13 protein-coding genes, 1 tRNA gene and 1 pseudogene are annotated in these 18,437 nt (G+C 44.0%); 4 read left to right on the plus strand and 11 right to left on the minus strand.

From position 1 onward, the window contains the following. Positions 1-126: 126 nt before the first annotated feature. The 5 genes and pseudogenes from G4551_RS09340 to G4551_RS09365 all read right to left on the minus strand — a co-directional run bounded on the left by G4551_RS09340 (position 127) and on the right by G4551_RS09365 (position 9,549). Positions 127-738, minus strand: a complete 612-nt coding sequence (locus tag G4551_RS09340; RefSeq protein ID WP_003836702.1) for a hypothetical protein — start codon at positions 736-738, stop codon at positions 127-129. Positions 739-743: 5 nt separating this feature from the next. Next, positions 744-1,700 (minus strand): matrixin family metalloprotease, encoded by a 957-nt coding sequence (locus tag G4551_RS09345; RefSeq protein ID WP_231501070.1) that lies wholly within the window; start codon positions 1,698-1,700, stop codon positions 744-746. Between the two features lie 319 nt (positions 1,701-2,019). Next, a pseudogene (locus tag G4551_RS09350) lies at positions 2,020-3,155 on the minus strand (IS3 family transposase). Positions 3,156-3,206: 51 nt separating this feature from the next. Then, positions 3,207-5,645 (minus strand): hypothetical protein, encoded by a 2,439-nt coding sequence (locus G4551_RS09360; RefSeq protein WP_003836698.1) that lies wholly within the window; start codon positions 5,643-5,645, stop codon positions 3,207-3,209. Positions 5,646-5,811: 166 nt separating this feature from the next. Beyond that, positions 5,812-9,549 (minus strand): hypothetical protein, encoded by a 3,738-nt coding sequence (locus G4551_RS09365; protein ID WP_231501069.1) that lies wholly within the window; start codon positions 9,547-9,549, stop codon positions 5,812-5,814. A gap of 613 nt (positions 9,550-10,162) precedes the next feature. Between G4551_RS09365 and G4551_RS09375 the strand changes: the two genes are divergently transcribed. Then, complete coding sequence (locus G4551_RS09375; RefSeq protein ID WP_003836694.1) at positions 10,163-10,420, plus strand: AbrB/MazE/SpoVT family DNA-binding domain-containing protein; 258 nt, start codon at positions 10,163-10,165, stop codon at positions 10,418-10,420. Continuing rightward, positions 10,421-10,753, plus strand: coding sequence for a type II toxin-antitoxin system PemK/MazF family toxin (locus G4551_RS09380; protein ID WP_003836692.1), 333 nt, complete (start codon positions 10,421-10,423; stop codon positions 10,751-10,753). 72 nt (positions 10,754-10,825) lie between these two features. On the opposite strand, the gene G4551_RS09385 is transcribed toward G4551_RS09380, so the two are convergent. After that, positions 10,826-10,901 (minus strand) — tRNA-Asn (locus G4551_RS09385). Between the two features lie 326 nt (positions 10,902-11,227). Here G4551_RS09385 and nac point away from each other — a divergent pair. Both nac and cbl read left to right on the plus strand, forming a co-directional pair. Continuing rightward, the gene (nac, locus tag G4551_RS09390) at positions 11,228-12,145 is read left to right on the plus strand and encodes a nitrogen assimilation transcriptional regulator NAC (RefSeq protein ID WP_003836689.1); all 918 of its coding nucleotides are present in this window, start codon (positions 11,228-11,230) and stop codon (positions 12,143-12,145) included. Positions 12,146-12,246: 101 nt separating this feature from the next. Next, positions 12,247-13,197: an HTH-type transcriptional regulator Cbl gene (cbl, locus tag G4551_RS09395; protein ID WP_003836688.1), complete on the plus strand. Its 951-nt coding sequence runs from the start codon at positions 12,247-12,249 to the stop codon at positions 13,195-13,197. Positions 13,198-13,341: 144 nt separating this feature from the next. Here the strand turns inward: cbl and G4551_RS23985 are convergent, their stop codons facing one another. From G4551_RS23985 to G4551_RS09415, 5 genes are all read right to left on the minus strand, one after another. Next, positions 13,342-13,692 (minus strand): helix-turn-helix domain-containing protein, encoded by a 351-nt coding sequence (locus G4551_RS23985; protein WP_318240443.1) that lies wholly within the window; start codon positions 13,690-13,692, stop codon positions 13,342-13,344. Continuing rightward, positions 13,668-14,024: a hypothetical protein gene (locus G4551_RS23825; protein ID WP_003836685.1), complete on the minus strand. Its 357-nt coding sequence runs from the start codon at positions 14,022-14,024 to the stop codon at positions 13,668-13,670. The genes G4551_RS23985 and G4551_RS23825 overlap by 25 nt, the downstream gene beginning before the upstream one ends. A 637-nt stretch (positions 14,025-14,661) precedes the next feature. Next, the gene (locus G4551_RS09405; RefSeq protein WP_032941189.1) at positions 14,662-15,807 is read right to left on the minus strand and encodes a radical SAM/SPASM domain-containing protein; all 1,146 of its coding nucleotides are present in this window, start codon (positions 15,805-15,807) and stop codon (positions 14,662-14,664) included. Positions 15,808-15,905: 98 nt separating this feature from the next. Beyond that, the gene (locus G4551_RS09410; RefSeq protein WP_003836680.1) at positions 15,906-17,519 is read right to left on the minus strand and encodes a bifunctional metallophosphatase/5'-nucleotidase; all 1,614 of its coding nucleotides are present in this window, start codon (positions 17,517-17,519) and stop codon (positions 15,906-15,908) included. 21 nt (positions 17,520-17,540) lie between these two features. Beyond that, positions 17,541-18,422, minus strand: coding sequence for a nucleoside-specific channel-forming protein Tsx (locus G4551_RS09415; RefSeq protein ID WP_003836678.1), 882 nt, complete (start codon positions 18,420-18,422; stop codon positions 17,541-17,543). Positions 18,423-18,437 lie beyond the last annotated feature (15 nt).

Genomic DNA, 18,437 nt, shown 5'->3' on the forward strand with positions numbered 1-18,437 from the left:
AACATTAATGTTTTCATGACTGACCCCTTTTACTCTTTTTTAGAGTAAAAGGGGTATCTTAAAAGCCAGCTTTGGCTAAGATTAGTGTGAAAATAATCAAAGATTGATACTTGGCCGGCTATTATTTTATTCATTACTCCAGTTTGACCACCCAGCGGATTGTTCAAAGGCCAGTTTTATTGCAGCCGTAGCCAGGCCAACGGCAGTTAGTTCAGCAGCCTTACCGGAAAGGCATCCAGTAAAAGTGGCAGATGCGCCTGCGTATGCCGCAGCAACTCGGGCAGTTGGTTCTGGTGATGGTGTAGCCCAAAGTGCGGCAACTGCAACAGCGGAGGAGAGACCAACGCACGTAGCTACTATGTTTTCCACTACGCTGCGCGCGGCTTCTGAAAGATCTGTGGGACCAATTCCATTCATATATACTTCTACCTGCATTGTCCGGTAATCAGTTGCCCACTGGTTGCAGGTACGCCATTCTCCTCCCCATGGCCAGTTACCCCATGCTTCACCTATACATCTTGTTCTTGTTTGCGGTGGTGTCAGAGGATCACCCCATTGTGCAATTTTTTTCCTTCCATACTGGCCACCAGAACTTAAAGCAGACCCAAGGTCTTTCTTATCAAAATTAGGGAATCCTTTTGAATCGTATCCATCTACCTTTAAATCATTATTAGGCACCTGTGCAGCAATACCAGATAGTGGCATACTAATTAAAAATAGGAATGGTAATAATTTCATTATAATCACCCTTTTATTGAACATACGGTAGGATCAAAAACAGCATTGGGAACTGGGCCATAAAGGCATGCAGAACCTATTTTATCTTTTTCTGTTAAATTAAGGGACCAGTCACCCAGTCCATTACATTGAGGGTAATGCATTACTGAAAACCCATCATATGAAGTTAAAGGTTTCCAGTCCTTATCCTCGAAACATTTGCCTGCTTCAGGGCGAGTTTGCTCATGCCTAAATGAAAGCGTATGTCCTAGTTCATGTCTGAGTATGCCGGTCAAGGTTAACTTTCCAGGTGAAAGATTCAGCGCTGATTTATCGATAAGAACATTTCGTTGTAATCTTTCGTATCTTGGGAAAAACGCACGTGCAAGGTATTGCCCATTGACATCTACAGGCCGAACATCAAATATGACATCAGTTGTATTCTCATTGCAAAGTGGGTCAAGCCATGAAGAATGTATAAATCTTACATCACTTGCATCTGACCATGCTTTAGCTGCATCAAGCATTGCTGCTACGACGGTGTCATATTTCTCTCCAAACGAGGTACTTACACAATAGGTGAGATTCCTTTTTGTTACGTTGTCCCATTTACTTATATTCCCTTGTGGGGCATCAACAATAAGCAATGTGTTTTCATTTATATTAAAACCGAATAAAACACTTTTCCAACTGGCTGCAAGTTCTCTTTCATAAAACTCTCGCAAGTCAGATTCATTAGCAATAGGGGTATCACCATTAACAATATAAACACCACCAGGAAATGGTTCTTTATAGACCGTTTTTTTAAACTCCTCAAAGCCATTTCTTACAACCTTATGGCTAAGTTTTACATCATTAATATCACTTATTACCTTTGCCTGTTCAATTAGTTCGTCAGTGGGTTTTATTGTCGCAGAGGTTACTGATGCAATAGGTATGACAGTTAAGTATGTAACTAAGAGAAAGTTAAGTGTTTTCATCATTTTCTCCTTAATATTAATGGACATAATGATGTTAATGGAAAAATATGGCGAAAATTATAAATTCACCATATACCATTAACTAGAATAGATTGTCCTGGCAGGTATTCAATGTTGAAATTATGATAAGGTATTAATTAAGATGGGCTATTGTATAATTCGAAGGTGGATATATATGCAATATACATATCATCGTCAATAATACAGAAGCATTATGGTTGCTTTGTCGGGTTTACAGTTTGTTAAGTGAATCGCCACAGGTTTAACAGACACCTCGGAGTCATTTATGGACTGACCCCACGACAGTGGACAAATTCTGTCCTCACGACGAGGTCTGTTCGAAGGCCTCCGGACTGACGCCGCCGAGATGACTGTGGCGCCGGGCCCGGTTGTAGAACACTTCAATGTAATCGAAGATATCCGCCCGGGCCAGATCCCGGGTTTTGTATATTCTCTTCCTGATACGTTCTTTTTTCAGTGAACTGAAAAACGATTCGGCCACCGCATTATCCCAGCAGTTGCCACGCCGGCTCATACTCGGAGCCAGGTTATTGACCCGGCAGAAGCGCTGCCAGTCGTCACTTCCATACTGGCTACCTTGACCGCTATGTACGATGACCTCGCCGTCCGGTTTTCGACGCCAGACGGCCATCATCAGCGCATCCAGCGCCAGTTCGCGTGAGAGAGGGCTTCATCGACCAGCCGACCACGTTACGGGCGAAGAGATCGATAACCACCGCCAGATACAACCATCCCTGCCAGGTGCGGATGTAAGTAATATCGGTGACCCAGACCTGATTGGCCCGGACAACGGTAAACTGCCGCTGCACGCGATTAGGAGCGACCACTGAAGGTCTGCCGACGATACGACGTGGCGCTTTATAGCCGCGTACCGCTTTAATCCGGTTCAGTTGCATGATGCGGCCCACCCGGGGTTTTTACCGCAGGTTTCCCCGATTTCGTTCAGATCGCCATGAACCCGCCGGTAACCGTAAACGCCTCCGCTCAGTGAATAGGCGTCGCGGATAAGCATCAGCAGATACTGGTTATATTTATCACGCGCCGAGACCGGGTTGTGCAGCCACGCATAGACCCCGGCCCGGGCGACATTCAGTACCAGACACATCGTCATCACACCCCATACAGTGCGGTGTTCATTGATAAAGCGGTACTTCAGTCGGGCTCCCTTGCAAAGTACCGCGCGGCCTTTTTCAGGATATCCCGTTCTTCTTCGGTACGTTTTAGCTGCGCGCGTGGTTTCAGGATTTCGCTTTTGGCTTCCAGTAAATCCCGGGCATGTTGTTCGCTGTTATCAGGCTTGATAGCCCGTAGCCACTTGTAGAGGCTGTGCGCAGAAATGCCCAGACGGTCAGATCCTTCGGCAACGGAATAACCGCGTTCCGTTATCTGACGGACGACTTCTTCCTTAAATTCAGGCGTAAATCGTGGTGTGCCCATATGCTCCCCCTATGCCCAAACTATAGGGCAGGATCGTCTACCGGGGTGGGGTCAGTCCACATCCAGCTGAACCTGACATTCCTTCCATCGACGCACAAGCGTAGCCACACAGGGATTGCCCGCTAGTTGATTCATTCTGACCCAATCAACATCAACTAGTCCGGCAAGAAGTTCGGAATTAAGTTCACCCTGCAATGCATGCCATTGGCGAATACTGGGTTGTCGTTGAATAATGGGTTGAGGGGATGAAAGACTGCCAACAATGACGTAATTTTGCTCTGGATCATGCCAGAGTCGTGTAATACCTGGTACGTTCTTGAGCCAGTTGCGAGGATCGCCTAAAGGTAAATCGAAGACACGAGATAATAATTTATTCCATGATGCTATTAATGATGTACTGGCTCTTTTTACTGATTTTTTAGCGACTGCCACCATAAGCGCATTTTTCTTTTCAGGCCATTGGGAAAAAACATAATTTTTTAAAACATCATAAGTGACATTGAATTCATTGTCGGAATAATATTTTCTTAAAGCACATTTCCATAAGTCACACAACAACTCTAGTTCACGAAGTAACGTATTTTTATTTGTATCGGATAATTCACCTTCTTCAGTAAGTTGGTCTATATGAAATATTAGTTCATCCATTTCAGGTAATAACCATTTATTAAGAGGGAGTTGTTGCCGTTGAGAATCCAGAATAGTCATTAAATCGTTTAATCTCTCCGGAAGCATATGAGGTGCTCCATATTGTGGATCCTGAAGGAGGATAGTCACTTCTTCCGTTTTGTGAATTATCACCGTCAACCGATTAATAAATCGGGTCAACTTCTCTGCTTCATTCCAAATCCCTTGTGTAATATCTTGGGGGCGATAATGGTAAGGCCACTTTTCGTTAAGCAAAGCGAGTAGTGCTGTTACAGAGGTATCAAATGAACAGAGTATATTATCACAGGCTGAAACAGCATCCGGCATAGCTGGGTGGAAAGGTAATATTATTGGGCGGTCTTGTTTAACAGTAAACAAACAGCCATTAGTGATTACAGCGAGACTGCTAGTGAGTAGATCCTTCTGCTGCGGAAGCGTCACACTAATTTTGGTCTCATTGCATAGCAGTAAATGCTTCAGGGCTAATTCTTTATATACAATTTCAACATTACGTGCCAAAGATTCTTGAACCGCTTTTTTCTCAAAATCACTGATACTATAATCATAGTAACGAGAATCTGTGGCAGGAATAAGCCTCGTGTCACCGTCAGGGGTAGACTGTTCTATGAGTAAGTTATCCGTAATTGGGTCGCCTGTGAGATCAAAAGGATTAACATTAATATGCTGGCAGGCAGCTTTTGTTCTTAACATTTGTGTCAATGGATAGCGGTCGTCAATGATACCCGGAGTCTGATCCAGCAAAACAAGTAGACACTGTGATCCATCAATTTCTATGTTCACAATCTGATCCGGTTCTATATCAGGTAGTAATGACATGCGTGCATCAGGATATTTTTCATTCAGCAGCGACTGAATGTTATTAACAATGTATTGTGGGGATACATTTTTCGAAAAACGTAGATCAAGAATCTTTATCTCTCTGTCAAGCTGTACACTTGGGAATTTAGCCTTGTCAGCTGTTTTGAATTTTGTTTTAAGCGGTAAAGGGCTTAACTTAAGTACTATTGGAGATAATCCGAAGCCAAATTTTCTTGCTTGCTCAATAAATTCATTTTGAACGGGTTGAAGGATCCAAGGCCAGCTATTTTTGAGTGAGGTTGAAGACGAAAGGTCGAGAAAAGGGCGTAGCTTGCGTTTATCTTTATTTTTGGCTACCTCCCGGTAAATTTGAGATTTAGGTTTTGTCGTTTCTTCCGCTTTCCAGCGGGCAAGAACATTATTTTTATCATAAATCCATAATGGTTGATGAATCTTAAATAATTCGTCTTTTATATCGACTGGACGTAGTGGAACATTTTTATGAAATAATATAACCTCAGTGATATTTTTATCGCTTCTTTGTTGAGTGCGACAGTCCAGACTAATTGCATTGATACCGCAACTATTCTTACTTTTCCAAACGTCGGTCTGTAGTAATGGGCATCCCAGTGTATGGCTACCTTTGCAATGTGAACCAAAGGCGGAGACTTTACGCATGATAAGTCGGATCCATACTGGATTCAGCATAGCCTCGTAATGGACACGCATTGGCTCAACAATAATCCCATCACCATTTTTTATTATTGGTGGCTTGTCTTGCTCTGAGTCCAAAGCAACGTATAGTCCAAATTGATCCTTATGAGATTTCATCAAATAAGGATAATAACGACTGCCTAACTCATCATCAATTCGGCTTTGCCATTCATTCCAGCGATAGTTTTTACTTAACGGATAATGATAGACAACTAGTTTTTCAGCTTTCTCCCGATCGATCTCGTTGTCCCGGTAAATCATGTGTGAAAGAGGGAGAGAACGGATTATTTCGTCATTACGTTTCGCCATGATGTTATGCTCTTTCCATAATGTTTTGATTGATGATTTTTTTTAGTTGCCCGAATCCGGGTGTTTCCACTGAAATGGTGTCTGGGGTCACGCATCCGCCGAGAATCAGAATGTCCGCCTCATAAGGATTTTGAATAGGGGTTAATTGGTGAGAGAAACCCAGTAATTAACTATCAGCATGTGGAGCAACAAAGTTGGCGATAACCAATTTGGTTTTATTACCCTCGATAGCGCGAATTTGTGCCAGTTTTTTACTCAGACCCAGAGGGGTATGCTCTTGATTTGCGCCAGATGCCAACCATTGTTGATATTCTTCATCTGCCTTATCAAGAGTATCTTGTCTCCAAAACTTAGCATCCACACGATAATCAGAATTTTTTATGCTGAAATCATACTGCTCAAAAAGCCGGTGATTGCTCACTTGGCTGGTGGTAATGATGCTCTCTGAATAAAGAAGTGCACGGATAGCTTCTTCTCCCAGACGTCCCATCAGTAGGCGTTGTATAACTAGTGGATGGAATGCGTAACGCTCTTCCAAATCGTTCGCGAAGGGCATAATAGACGTTCTGTAACCCTTACGGTTGAACCAGTCAGTAATGACAGGATGACGTTGAATATACTGATACAGTTTCTGAGGGTTGTATTGGCGCAGCCCCTCTGCTGTTTTGTCAAAAAACTGCCATGTCTGTGGGGAGTACCAGATTTTGCCGTCAGTATTAGCTAATTTCGGTTTTTCAAAGCAAGCCCATTTATATAATTCAAGATCAATATCGAAAGCGTTTTTTCCCGGTTTCCAGGCTAAATCATGTTGAAGTACTGCTTTACCGAGTTGTCGCCAGAGTAATGGGATGTCATCTCTTGGTGTTGACTGTTCCCGTAACAACCGAATAGCCGGAACTAGTCGCTGATCGATATAATCCACTGCTAGTTTTCCAGGCTGTGTCGGCGTCATGAGCTGGCTGAAGAAATTATTCTGTGTCAGTTCATCACGCTCCCGAAGTGTATCCAGTAATTGACGATTGAGTGCCGAAAGCTGTCGACGATTTGATGTATAGATAGGTAATGAAGCAAAGCGGGACAGGTCTTTTGCTAGTTCAGCATCAAGGTGAATCTCAGCGTTGGGTACTTCGCACCAGGCTCTCTCAATACGACCAACCTGCTGTTGAACATTGGCTGCCGTATTTTTTATATAATCGCTGGTTCTCTTATACTCTCCGTTTAACCGGGAGATTTCGTTCTTCCTGTTCAACATCAGTGGCAGGATAAAGCGCTGATGCTGTTTACGTGAAATTTCCCCTGCTCGTAGTAGTTTTTCCAGATTGCGTAACTGGAAGCCTGCATGTGCCATATCATCATTGCTATCTGCACTAGTCTGGAAAGCGGAAAAGTAAAAATGCCGTGATTCCAGTAAATATAAACAGGTCAAATCCATATTTTTGCCGGATTCAGGTAGGCTGAAATCCAGATTTATACCGTTGGTGGCAGAGGCTGTTTGTGTCAGCACAATAACAATACGTCGGGAAGCAAATGCAGCCTGATAGGCATCACTGAAGCCCTTTTTTTTCTGACATTCTGCGGTTAACAGACAGATTAGTGCGGGCTCGTTATGTATAGTCAACGGGATAAATACATCAGTAAAATTCTTTAGCAGAAGATTGTCGGATAAAGGCGGATCCAGCTTTAACCATGTGAGGCAATCTCTGCTTTGTGTCGCTATTGCAGTGGTTAGCCATTTTCTTAAATAAGATATGGAATTAACAAAAGCCAGATGCCCTCGGTGCTGAGGCCTTTTTCCTGCTAGATCCAGCACATCAAGTAGTTTAAGTAGAATATTCTGGCGATACTCTGATTCGAAATCTGTTGAAGGTTCATCATCATTCTGGAAAAAATCGGGGGGCAGAGAAGCGAGAAGATCGGCTGAATGCGGGCTGTTCTTTGTTCTATTAAAATCATGGATCTCAGTATTCAGTTGTGTCTTTCTGATGCTTTCCTTGCTGCTATTGATTTCTTCAATCGCGGTATTTTGTAACTGAAGGTCATCATCGGTCTGAACGTAGGGAATCGGTTCTTTAAACCAGGAATCAGGTCGGTTTTCAAAAGTAGTTCCAAGAAAGCTTTCCGTAACTGTAGGGTTACGTGCTTCTGCAATATAGCGTAAGGCTGAGTTTATCCACCGGACATCAAAGTGGTTGCAGGCTCTTTCAATATATGATGTGGCCGACAGTGCAAAAACGAGATTACGGCTGGCTAGTGACAGTAGTAAACCTTCTGCTGTTGTTGGCAAGAACGCACGCTTGATCTGTATTCGTAATGGATCGATATCGGTATCCACAACATTTTGTTTCAGCAACCAGTTAGTTAACCCAAAAATACTGGCATGTGTATTGGGCAAAATATTACTTTTTCTTAGTTCCCGCAGTTCAGGCAGATCGGTACGTGGTAACAAAAACCGAGACATATTTGGCAGGGTTGAACCATAATATGACGGTCTGTAGTCATTAACCGGGTCGAACAGAAGTCGGGTTAACTTTTTGATGTATTCATACGTTTCATCTTCGCTGGCTGTCAGGTCCGTTAACATCAGACTGAACTTTCGAATAAACTTTTCCATCAGGCGCAAAAAATCACTGATGTCGATAGCCTGATCGTTATCCTGAAATGAGAAATCTGGTCTGATAATTTCGTAGCCATGTTCAGCCTGGCGCATGATAAGGCGCTCACTGGTTACCAGTTGATCGGAGCGAAATAAATAATGTTCACCGAAGGGTTTATTATCCAGATATCTTTGCAGAGGAATTACTAGCGATCTGGCATGTGTTAAATCAATTTTTTTTCCTTTTAAGGCGTTATCTAGTTCGTTAAGAAATGTCCCAAGACGTTCACGGATCATCGGTGCAGGTGCTGTTTCAACATATTGCATTCGTTGCAGTAATCTGCGTCCCCCCTCGAGTAACTGCCCCAAGCATTCAGGCGGTTCCTGAACCCATTGAGCTTGCGCCAGATATTCCTGTAGTACCTCAGCCTGATAATCAAATTCATCAATAAAAATGACATAATTGCGCAGCTCTTTGCTGGACATTCGTACTTTGCGCCGCCCATCGTAAAATGATGAAACGAGCTTTTGGGTTGTCATAATCAGCAGGTGTTGTTTTTCGTCGCGCCAGGCGATGGCGGGCAGAATGCGTCTGACCCAGGCATGACGACGGAAGTCATCAACTCGTTGCTTGGCGATCTGTAAGAGTTCATGTTCTTCACCATATTTTTCTTTTTGTTCCCTGGCTTCTTTTTCCAGCAATTTGATATTTTGAATTATCGATATCTCAACTGCCGCACATGATTTTATTAACGCCTCTTTTTCACTGGCGATAGCTACACGTAAATGTGCCGGGTATACTTTCAATGATTTATTGATATATAGGATATTCCTGCAATTCTTACGCAGTTTGTCTGCAATATCTGGGGCGACAAATAAGTTTTTTTCCTCAAGTTCGTTGATTGAATTAAAGGGATCCGGAAGTGAATCTGCGGAAATATCTTTCTCATGAGGTAGCGGAGTAACCTCGATTGCAGAAACAATTTGTTCATCCTGCGCGTAAAGCACACTAACGTTAAATGGTTTTCCATTGCTGTCTTCATGCGAAGCTGTTTTTTCGTAAATGTCGTGGAGTATATTCCAGCGATGGGTAACCAGAATGGCCTGAGAGCCTGATTTTTTTATTGTCTCTAACGCCGGAGGGGTGTTATCTGCGAAGCTAGAACGGTAGAGAGCGCTAGTTTTTCCACTGCCCGTGGGCCCCTGTAACTGACAAAAACCGGCAATGTGTTTCGTGGTTCTGGATCTTTTTGCTTGGGATAACGTATGTTCGATAACGGCATTATAGGAACGCAGTAAAGGGGGATTCACATATCACCTCATCTATTATCTCGACTTTTCGACGACTAATATTTCAACAATTCATGTTACGCTGCTCGGATGACATTGCAATAGATGTGGCTAATTTTTCTTTATAAATCAATGAACATGATATATTTTGTGACGTTATGATTAGTCTTGATGTCATATTGCTACTTTAGGTCATATGTTCTCTGTAAACGCGTTTTCGTCCTTTTTTCTCTTGCCTAATTGCCGGGTGTCACATCTGAACTAATTTGGCCTTTGCGCTATCGCTGATACTTCTCCGGAGAAGGTCCGAGCCGGAAGCTGTGCCGCATTTCTTTTATCTGAACCGTCATAATCCTTTGAATCGCAAAACAGTTTTCTATTATCGGCCTTCTTACCACGAACTAAGCTCCCGCCTGCACGAAATGCTTCATGACCTGAAAGAAGCGCCTGATGTATCAGGAGGGTAGCCGTTTTACCGGTAATGCAGCCTTTGAAAACTGCCGGATCTGTCTTCGGACGGATTAAGGCCTTCTTCACGCTTAGCCACGCTGAGGAAATCACAATGAATCTGACTAAAAATTGCGCACCACCCACCATTGATGTTATATTAAAATATAATATTCGGAGGTGTTCTATGTATACCACTCGCCTGAAAAAGGTCGGCGGATCCATCATGCTGGCGGTTCCTCCTGCCGTGCTGAAAACGCTGGAGCTGTCGACGGACAGCGAAGTGGGTATGACCATTGATAATGGCTGCCTGATTATTGAACCCCAGAAACGACCTCGTTATTCGCTTGAGGAACTGCTGGCGCAGTGCGATCCGCACGCCGAAATGAGCGATGAGGATAGGGAATGGATTGATGCGCCTGCAGTGGGTAAGGAGATCCTGTAAATGGACAGAGGGGAAATCTGGCTCGTCTCACTGGATCCTACAGCCGGACATGAGCAAAGCGGAAAACGTCCGGTGCTTATCGTTTCTCCAGCATCATTTAATAAGTTCACCCGGCTACCTGTTGTCGTTCCCGTCACTAGCGGCGGAAACTTTGCCCGCGCAGCCGGTTTTACCGTCTCCCTGGACGGTGCGGGAACAAAAACAACGGGTGTTATTCGCTGCGACCAACCCAGAACGATTGATATGGGGGCTCGGAACGGTAAGTGTCTGGAACGTATACCCGAAGCTGTTGTAAATGAAGTGCTGGCCCGACTGGAAGCCATTCTGAGCTGAGGCTTTCGGTGTGATTAACAAACGTAGAAAAGCAAAAAGCCTGCTTAGTTTCCTGAGCAGGCTTCTTAAATATGGCTCCTCTGACTGGACTCGAACCAGTGACATACGGATTAACAGTCCGCCGTTCTACCGACTGAACTACAGAGGAATCGTTTGAACGAGGCGCATATTAGCGAGGGTGGTGAGGGTTGTCAAAGGGGTAAATACATTTGTGTGTTCGTTTGCTGACAAAATCAGCAAAGCGGCGATCTTTCCGTCTTTTTATGCTTTTGCCCCATTCTGGTGCGTGTCTACCTCTTCCAGGGCAGCCTGAATGAGATATTTCGGTGTGCAGAATGATCTTCCTTCGCTTTTACTCCTGACTTTGTGCGGCTTTAACCATAAAACACCGTTTTAGACGAAAGTGGCAAGTATCTTGCATACCTGAATTCAATGACTGCCAGCACGGGTTCTGGTATTCCGACAGGAGGCAAAATGAACTTTAGACGACTGAAATATTTCGTGAAAATCGTCGATATTGGTAGCCTGACCCAGGCAGCGGAAGTATTGCACATTGCGCAACCCGCGCTGAGCCAGCAGGTCGCTACGCTGGAAGGTGAGTTTGATCAGCAATTGCTGATTCGTACCAAGCGTGGCGTCACGCCGACGGAAGCAGGAAAAGTGTTATATACCCACGCCCGGACGATTTTACGTCAGTGTGAACAGGCGCAACTTGCGGTTAATAACGTGGGACAGACCTTGACAGGCCAGGTCTCTATCGGCCTTGCGCCGGGGACAGCAGCGTCATCCATTACCATGCCGTTATTACAGACGCTACGTGCCGAACTGCCCGATGTGCAGGTTTATCTGCATGAAAATAGTGGGGCAGTGCTGAATGACAAGCTGCTCAGCGGGCAATTAGATATGGCAGTGCTCTATGAGCGTTCACCCGTGGCGGGCATCAGCAGTCAACCGTTGCTTAAAGAGGATCTGTATCTGGTCGGCACGCGTGAGTGCCCGGGGCAAAGCGTCGATTTAGCCGCGGTGGCGCAGATGAATTTGTTCTTGCCACGGGATTACAGCGCGGTTCGCCTGCGCGTGGATGAAGCTTTTTCGCTACGTCGCTTAACGGCTAAAGTGATTGGCGAAATTGAATCTATCTCCACCCTGACGGCCGCCATTGCCAGTGGTATGGGCGTCACAGTGTTGCCCGAGTCGGCCGCCCGTTCATTATGCAATGCAGCGAACGGCTGGATGGCGCGCATCACAACCCCATCGATGAATCTGCCATTATCGTTGAACGTATCAGCCAGAGGGAGCTTATCGCCCCAGGCGCAGGCAGTGAAGGAGATCCTGCTATCGCTGGTTAGCCGTCCGGCGCTGGAAAATCGCGAACTGCAGCTGGTCAGCTAAACCTTATTCCCGCGAGGAATAAGATGCAGGTTTTTATTATTTGTTATGCCGGGCATCAGACTTTAACAATAGCGTAATGTCTGATGTGCCCGGAGTGAAACGTGAATTTCCAGCAACTCAAAATAATCCGCGAGGCGGCCCGTCAGGATTACAACCTGACGGAGGTCGCGAATATACTGTACACCTCGCAGTCGGGCGTCAGCCGACACATTCGTGAACTTGAAGATGAACTTGGCATCGAAATTTTTATCCGTCGCGGCAAACGCCTGTTGGGCATGACTGAACCGGGTAAAGCCTTGCTGATCATTGCCGAGCGTATTCTGAATGAGGCCAGCAATGTTCGTCGACTGGCGGATCTGTTTACCAATGACACGTCCGGCGTTCTGACGATTGCCACCACGCATACCCAGGCACGCTATAGCTTGCCTGCGGTGATAAAAGCCTTTCGTGAGCTGTTCCCTGAGGTGCGTCTGGAACTTATTCAGGGCACGCCACAGGAGATTGATGTCCTGCTACAAAATGGCGGGGCAGATATCGGAATTGCCAGTGAGCGGCTGAGCAGCGATCCATTGTTGGTGGCTTTTCCCTGGTTTCGTTGGCACCACAGCCTGCTTGTTCCTCAGGACCATCCATTAGTGAAGGCTTCTCCGCTAACGCTGGAGTCCATCGCTCACTGGCCGTTAATTACCTATCGTCAGGGGATTACAGGGCGTTCCCGTATTGATGAGGCGTTTGCTCGCAAGGGGCTGATACCTGATATTATTCTCAGCGCCCAGGACTCGGATGTGATTAAAACTTACGTGTCACTGGGATTGGGGATTGGGCTGGTGGCAGAGCAATCCAGCGGCGAGCAGGAAGAGGGGACGTTAACCCGTCTGGATACCCGGCATTTGTTTGATGCAAATACCGTTTGGCTAGGGCTTAAACGCGGACAACTGCAGCGCAACTACGTCTGGCGATTCATCGAGCTATGCAACGCAGGGTTATCCGTCGATGAAATTAAGCGTCAGGCGATGGAGCCAGATGACTCCGTGATTGACTATCAAATTTAAGGATAACGTTATATCTATCTAATGAATTGATAAACCAATGGCTCAGGTTATAAGTGCGGTTTTGTTATGGCGATTTTCGGCTGTAACATGTCGCGCTTCAACAAGACTCTAACGCATTGTTTAACCTGAGCTCCGGTATGATTGTCATTCAGTTTTTGATTTGGAATATAACAGACTGAGCTGTTCGGGAAGGCTGATGACTTCTGTTAAAATACCACGTGAAAGATGGATGTAGCCTTCGGTTATGAGTATTGCCAGGAGCCGCATTATCCTGCTGCGCGAGAGAAATGAGTGATTCATGATATAATTGGCAGCGGTAATATTGTTCCTGATGGACTCAGGCTCATCTATTAACTCAAGAAGGTGAATGCGTATAATCTCATAGGAAGATAGTTGTGATACTGCCAGACAATGAGAGTAGACTTTAGTAGCAGAATAATCTTGCAGCGCAGCAAATGACTTCCAGAGGTTTAATCTGTGACTATTTCGTATAATTCAGTCTGTGGAATAAGCAGCAGTGTCGATGTTTCTTTTGCTTTGGCATAAAGATGGCGTGAATAGGATAACTGAATGTTAGCGCCAAAGATAAATGGTGCATTTTCTGAGTTGAGCACCATTCCGTCACTGACTCTACAAAGAGATATGCTGCCCTTAAGTAAAATTACGCAATACCGCTCATTGTTTTGAGTCAGGCTAATGTGTCGTCTTTTAATGATACTAATTGTGTTACCACGGTGATCAATTGCTTGAAGTAAAATCTCTATATCTTTCGTGGGTTTAACTAATTTTATTAATACATCATCCTTGACGCGATTTCTGTTGTTCATAGATTTTCCATTTTTAAAATAAGGCTGTGACGTAGTGTTGTAATAAATGTATGAAGCGTGATTTTAAAAATAATTTCAAATATAGACAAATTTAAACTTGCAAGATGTTTTTCGATATACTAAATTTCATCCGGTTAGTGCCCGCGGTTTAAATAGGATGAGTTAATGTAACGCGTTATTTGATTGTTAGCAATTATATTTGAATATATTTGGTGATGGTTTCTAATTGATTGAGAGAATAATTTATATATTAAATATCTATTCACTGAGTGAATGAGTGGGTCTGTACTATATAATTAAATTCAAATTTTTATTGAGCAAAAGTGAGTGTTCTATGAACAGAGTATAGAATGCCAGATTATCCCAGTATCTCCAGCCTGAGTTCCTGAATGGTCGATCGTGACAATATCGAACAAGATACAGCCCGCCCGAATCCGCATAGATAAACTTAAAGCCATTTTTCACTGAAAGAATATCTCTATTGTTAAACGTATAGAATTCATTACTCCGGCTACGCCTGGCATCTGCAATATGACTACCCCTGGACCTAACCAAATCCCAGACTCAAGAACAGACTTAGTATTTCAGAGGCTATAGGCGAAGCTAATTCATCCATCAGCCCGTACTGAGAGGCTTGTCAGGTTAAATACTGACGAATATCAGAAGGCGCATAGTTTTGCTCCCATAACGCCCTCATCATCAACATATAGGGTTCAACATAAGTAAAAAAAGCCTGATAACTTTCACAAAAATAATTAAGTTGCGGAACACCGCATCGGGAAAGTGCTACGCGATCTTTTGCACAACCACCGTGGCAGGCGAATTCTACTTTGCAACTCGCACATTCTTCTACCAGTGTCGGTTTGGATGGTTCTACGCTCTGATTCGTCGAGTTTTGCTGCATCGCGGTTGCAATAGGTTGATTGCAGTCACGCATAAAATATTTCGAATTAACAACGCGTTCGCAATGATAATTACCATCGTTTATTTTCAGCGCTAAGGGGCTATCATTACATGAAGCATAAACACATGTTGGCACAGATAATCCGCACCACGCAGCAAACGCATGCTCAAAGATGGGGATTCTAATCGTGCCGATATCCAGACGTACCCAGGTATAAAAAATCGTTTTCAAAAAAATTCCCAGTGCAGCTGGCCCAAGGCTTTGCGCATCCACACCGCCTTGTACAAGCGGTCTAAATAAGGGAATAAACTGCATATGGCGGCTACCCAGATTTTTTAAATAATGGTAGATGCGCAGCGGATGGTGGCTATTTTCGGTGTTAACGACCGTCAGTGTGCTAAATTCAATATCATATTTTTGCAATAATTTCGCAGCGTTTTCAACCTGATAGTTTGTTGATTTACCAGAAATCATATCACGGGCATTGTCATGTAATACAACATCGCTATCCACTGAAATGCAAATCATAAACTGGTTTTTCTTGAAGAACTCACACCATTCATCATCTAAAAGAATTCCGTTGGTTTGAAATATATTAATAATATTTTTACTTTGCGCATATTGCTGTTGTAGCTCTATGACGCGTTCAAAGAAATGAAGTCCGCCAGGCATTGATTCACCGTCCTGCCAGGTAAAAACCACATCACTCGCTTCCTCAGTATCAATTTTTCGACGAATAAATAGCTGAAGTGTCGTATCGTCCATACAGTGCGTATTGCATTCTGGGGAATGTTCCGTGTTATTGATGCAAAAGCAACTCTTACAATGTAAATGACATAATGGACTTGAAATTTTCATCATCACATGGCAACTTTTCATTATCGATTACCCTCATAAAATTATTATGTTATTTGCTTTGTAATATGTGAAGAACAGGTGATGCTATCTATATAATAAACAGCGTCACCTGGGGTTAATTATTTTTTACTCACTTCAACACGCATTTCGTTAACTTCCTGGGGAACGATTTTGTGTCCCGATTTAAGATAATCAATCACGACATCAGACATATTATTCCCGGCGCGGACTTGTACATTTTTCCCTTCTTTAAATGCCAGAAAACCATCGCCTCCCAAAGCAAGGAAGGTCGTGGTCGCAACATGGTAAGTCTGCGTATCTTCAATCGCTTTGCCATTGATTGTGAACGATACTATGCGCTGCCCGAGCGGATTCTGCGGCATGTAACGCACTTCAGCACCTTTTGACATTTGCAGTATGCCATTGGTGAGAGATGCCCCATGTTCCATGAGATTGCGCAGCTCCTTACCGCTAAGATCCATCTCAGTAAGCTCATTCTTAAAGGGGAAAGTACTGGTAATGTCACCAAAGGTAATGGGACCTGCGTTGAGATCAGCACGTAAACTACCGGAGTTAATCAGTGCGATCTGTGCATCCGGTGCAGCGACGAGCATTGCATCTGTAAATAAGTTGCCTAGTTGCGATGATTCGCCATAGGCACGGGTTAACATGATCGGGGATTCACCGACTGGCTGACGCACAATATCCGCGAGTTTTTTATTCCAGCCATCGATAACTTTTTGTGTTGTTGGATCAGGTTTCCACTCATCAGCAAAAATTGTTTTCAGCTCGAAGCTTTTTACTTTTTTTGTATTCGCCCCTGGTTCAACATCAAGTATCAATTTACCTACATCGATACCACCACTGTCAGTAGAAAGGATTAGCGTATTCCCCACTTTGATAGGTTCCGGTGTTCCAACATGAGCGTGTCCGGTGATGAGAATATCAAGCCCATTAACCTGACTAGCAGTTTGAATATCTTTATCCAGTGCACGTCTAACGTCCGTACTACCGATACTGGACTGACGAGCCGGAACGCCTTCGTGAACGAGCGCAACGGTGACGTCAACTTTACCCCGCAACTCATCCAGATAATGCTGCAGATATTTCACCTCATCGCGAGCTTCGATTCCCTGGTTCTTGAGGGCTGCGGCTGATTTATCAAAGCGGTTACTTTTATCATTATCGAGCCCCTGGATCGAGAGTTCTGAAATGGTGTCATTGAATGCATACACACCGTGCAGCCCAATAACGCCAATTTTTACGCCATCCTTTTCCAGGATGGTATACGGTTTGTTCCAGAATGGTATCTCGCTGTCTTTGTGGAAAACATTCCCCAACAGAACAGGGAAGTTAGCTTTGCTCAACTGCCGCAAGAGATTATCCCAGCCATGGTCGAATTCATGATTACCTATTGATACTGCATCAAAGGGCATAGTATTCATGATGTCAATGATGGCCTGACCCTTAGTCAGGCTGCTGATATACGGACCGGTAAAATAGTCACCTGCGTCAAAATAAAATGTGGCTTTATTTTTGGATTTTTCCTGCTTGACTAAAGTGCTTATATTAGCGAATCCACCAATTTCACGTTTACCGTCTGCTACATAGGGGACTTTATAAGTATCAACATGAGCATGGAGATCATTGGTATAAAAAATGGTGACATCTTTGGCGCAGGCCCAGAATGGCAATGTCAACAGAATACCTGCTGTAATCGTTTTTACCTTCATAGCTAATTCCTTGCAGATTGTTTAAAAAGCGTAACCAACAGTTAAATAGTATGCCCACCCCGTTGAGTCTATAGAGGTGATGTCTCCGTCGCTGTTAAATGTTTTACTACCTTCTTCAAATTGTCCACCATGATAGAAATAACGCAGGGTGGCGCCAAAGTTCCAGTGAGGATAAACCAGACTGAGTACATTTGTTGCAACTATTGAGCTATCTGTTCGGGAGTAAAATTGCTGCTCGCCACCTGATTTTTCTTTTAGGTCTGAACCAAAGTCAAAGTTGGTAAAACCGACGTAATTTAGGTTTCCACCAAATAATGTGGTGATAGGAATGACATATTTTACTTTAAAGCGATAACCATCCCATTCGTTTTCGTTGGCTGCATTGTAATTGTTTCCTTGATATTTGGCATAGATATTTGCAGATAACGTCATCGGTAGTCCCGTTTCAATATCTGTCCCTATCCCCATATACCATGTGCTCTGACGTTGTCCTGCATTGGTTCCTGCATCATAGATATAGTTGTGGGCAAAATACCATTCTTTAAATGGACCAAAGCTTAGGTCGACCCCTGTTAGTTTGTCGATGCTAAAGCGCGGTTCTATCTCCATGAAAAACGGAGAACCGTTGTCCCAAATGCCGATATCATTATCATTGCCTATACCAAAAAACTTAGGTAAGTCAGCATAGCCATAGAAATCAAACCAATCCACATGTGCCCATGCACGATACTCGGGATATAAGTCGGCTCTTTTTAGTGGCCCAAAACGAGTGGAGTTGCTCCCAACTATATTAATACTTTGATGCCACCAGTCTGATACGTATTCATTATTCGCTGAGGCTGCCATTGTTAGCGTAGGGAAAAGCATAAATGCGCCGGATAATATTTGTGTTATTTTTTGCATACGTAGGGGTACCTT

It is taken from the genome of Citrobacter freundii ATCC 8090 = MTCC 1658 = NBRC 12681 (assembly GCF_011064845.1).
GTDB classification, from domain to species: Bacteria; Pseudomonadota; Gammaproteobacteria; order Enterobacterales; family Enterobacteriaceae; genus Citrobacter; species Citrobacter freundii.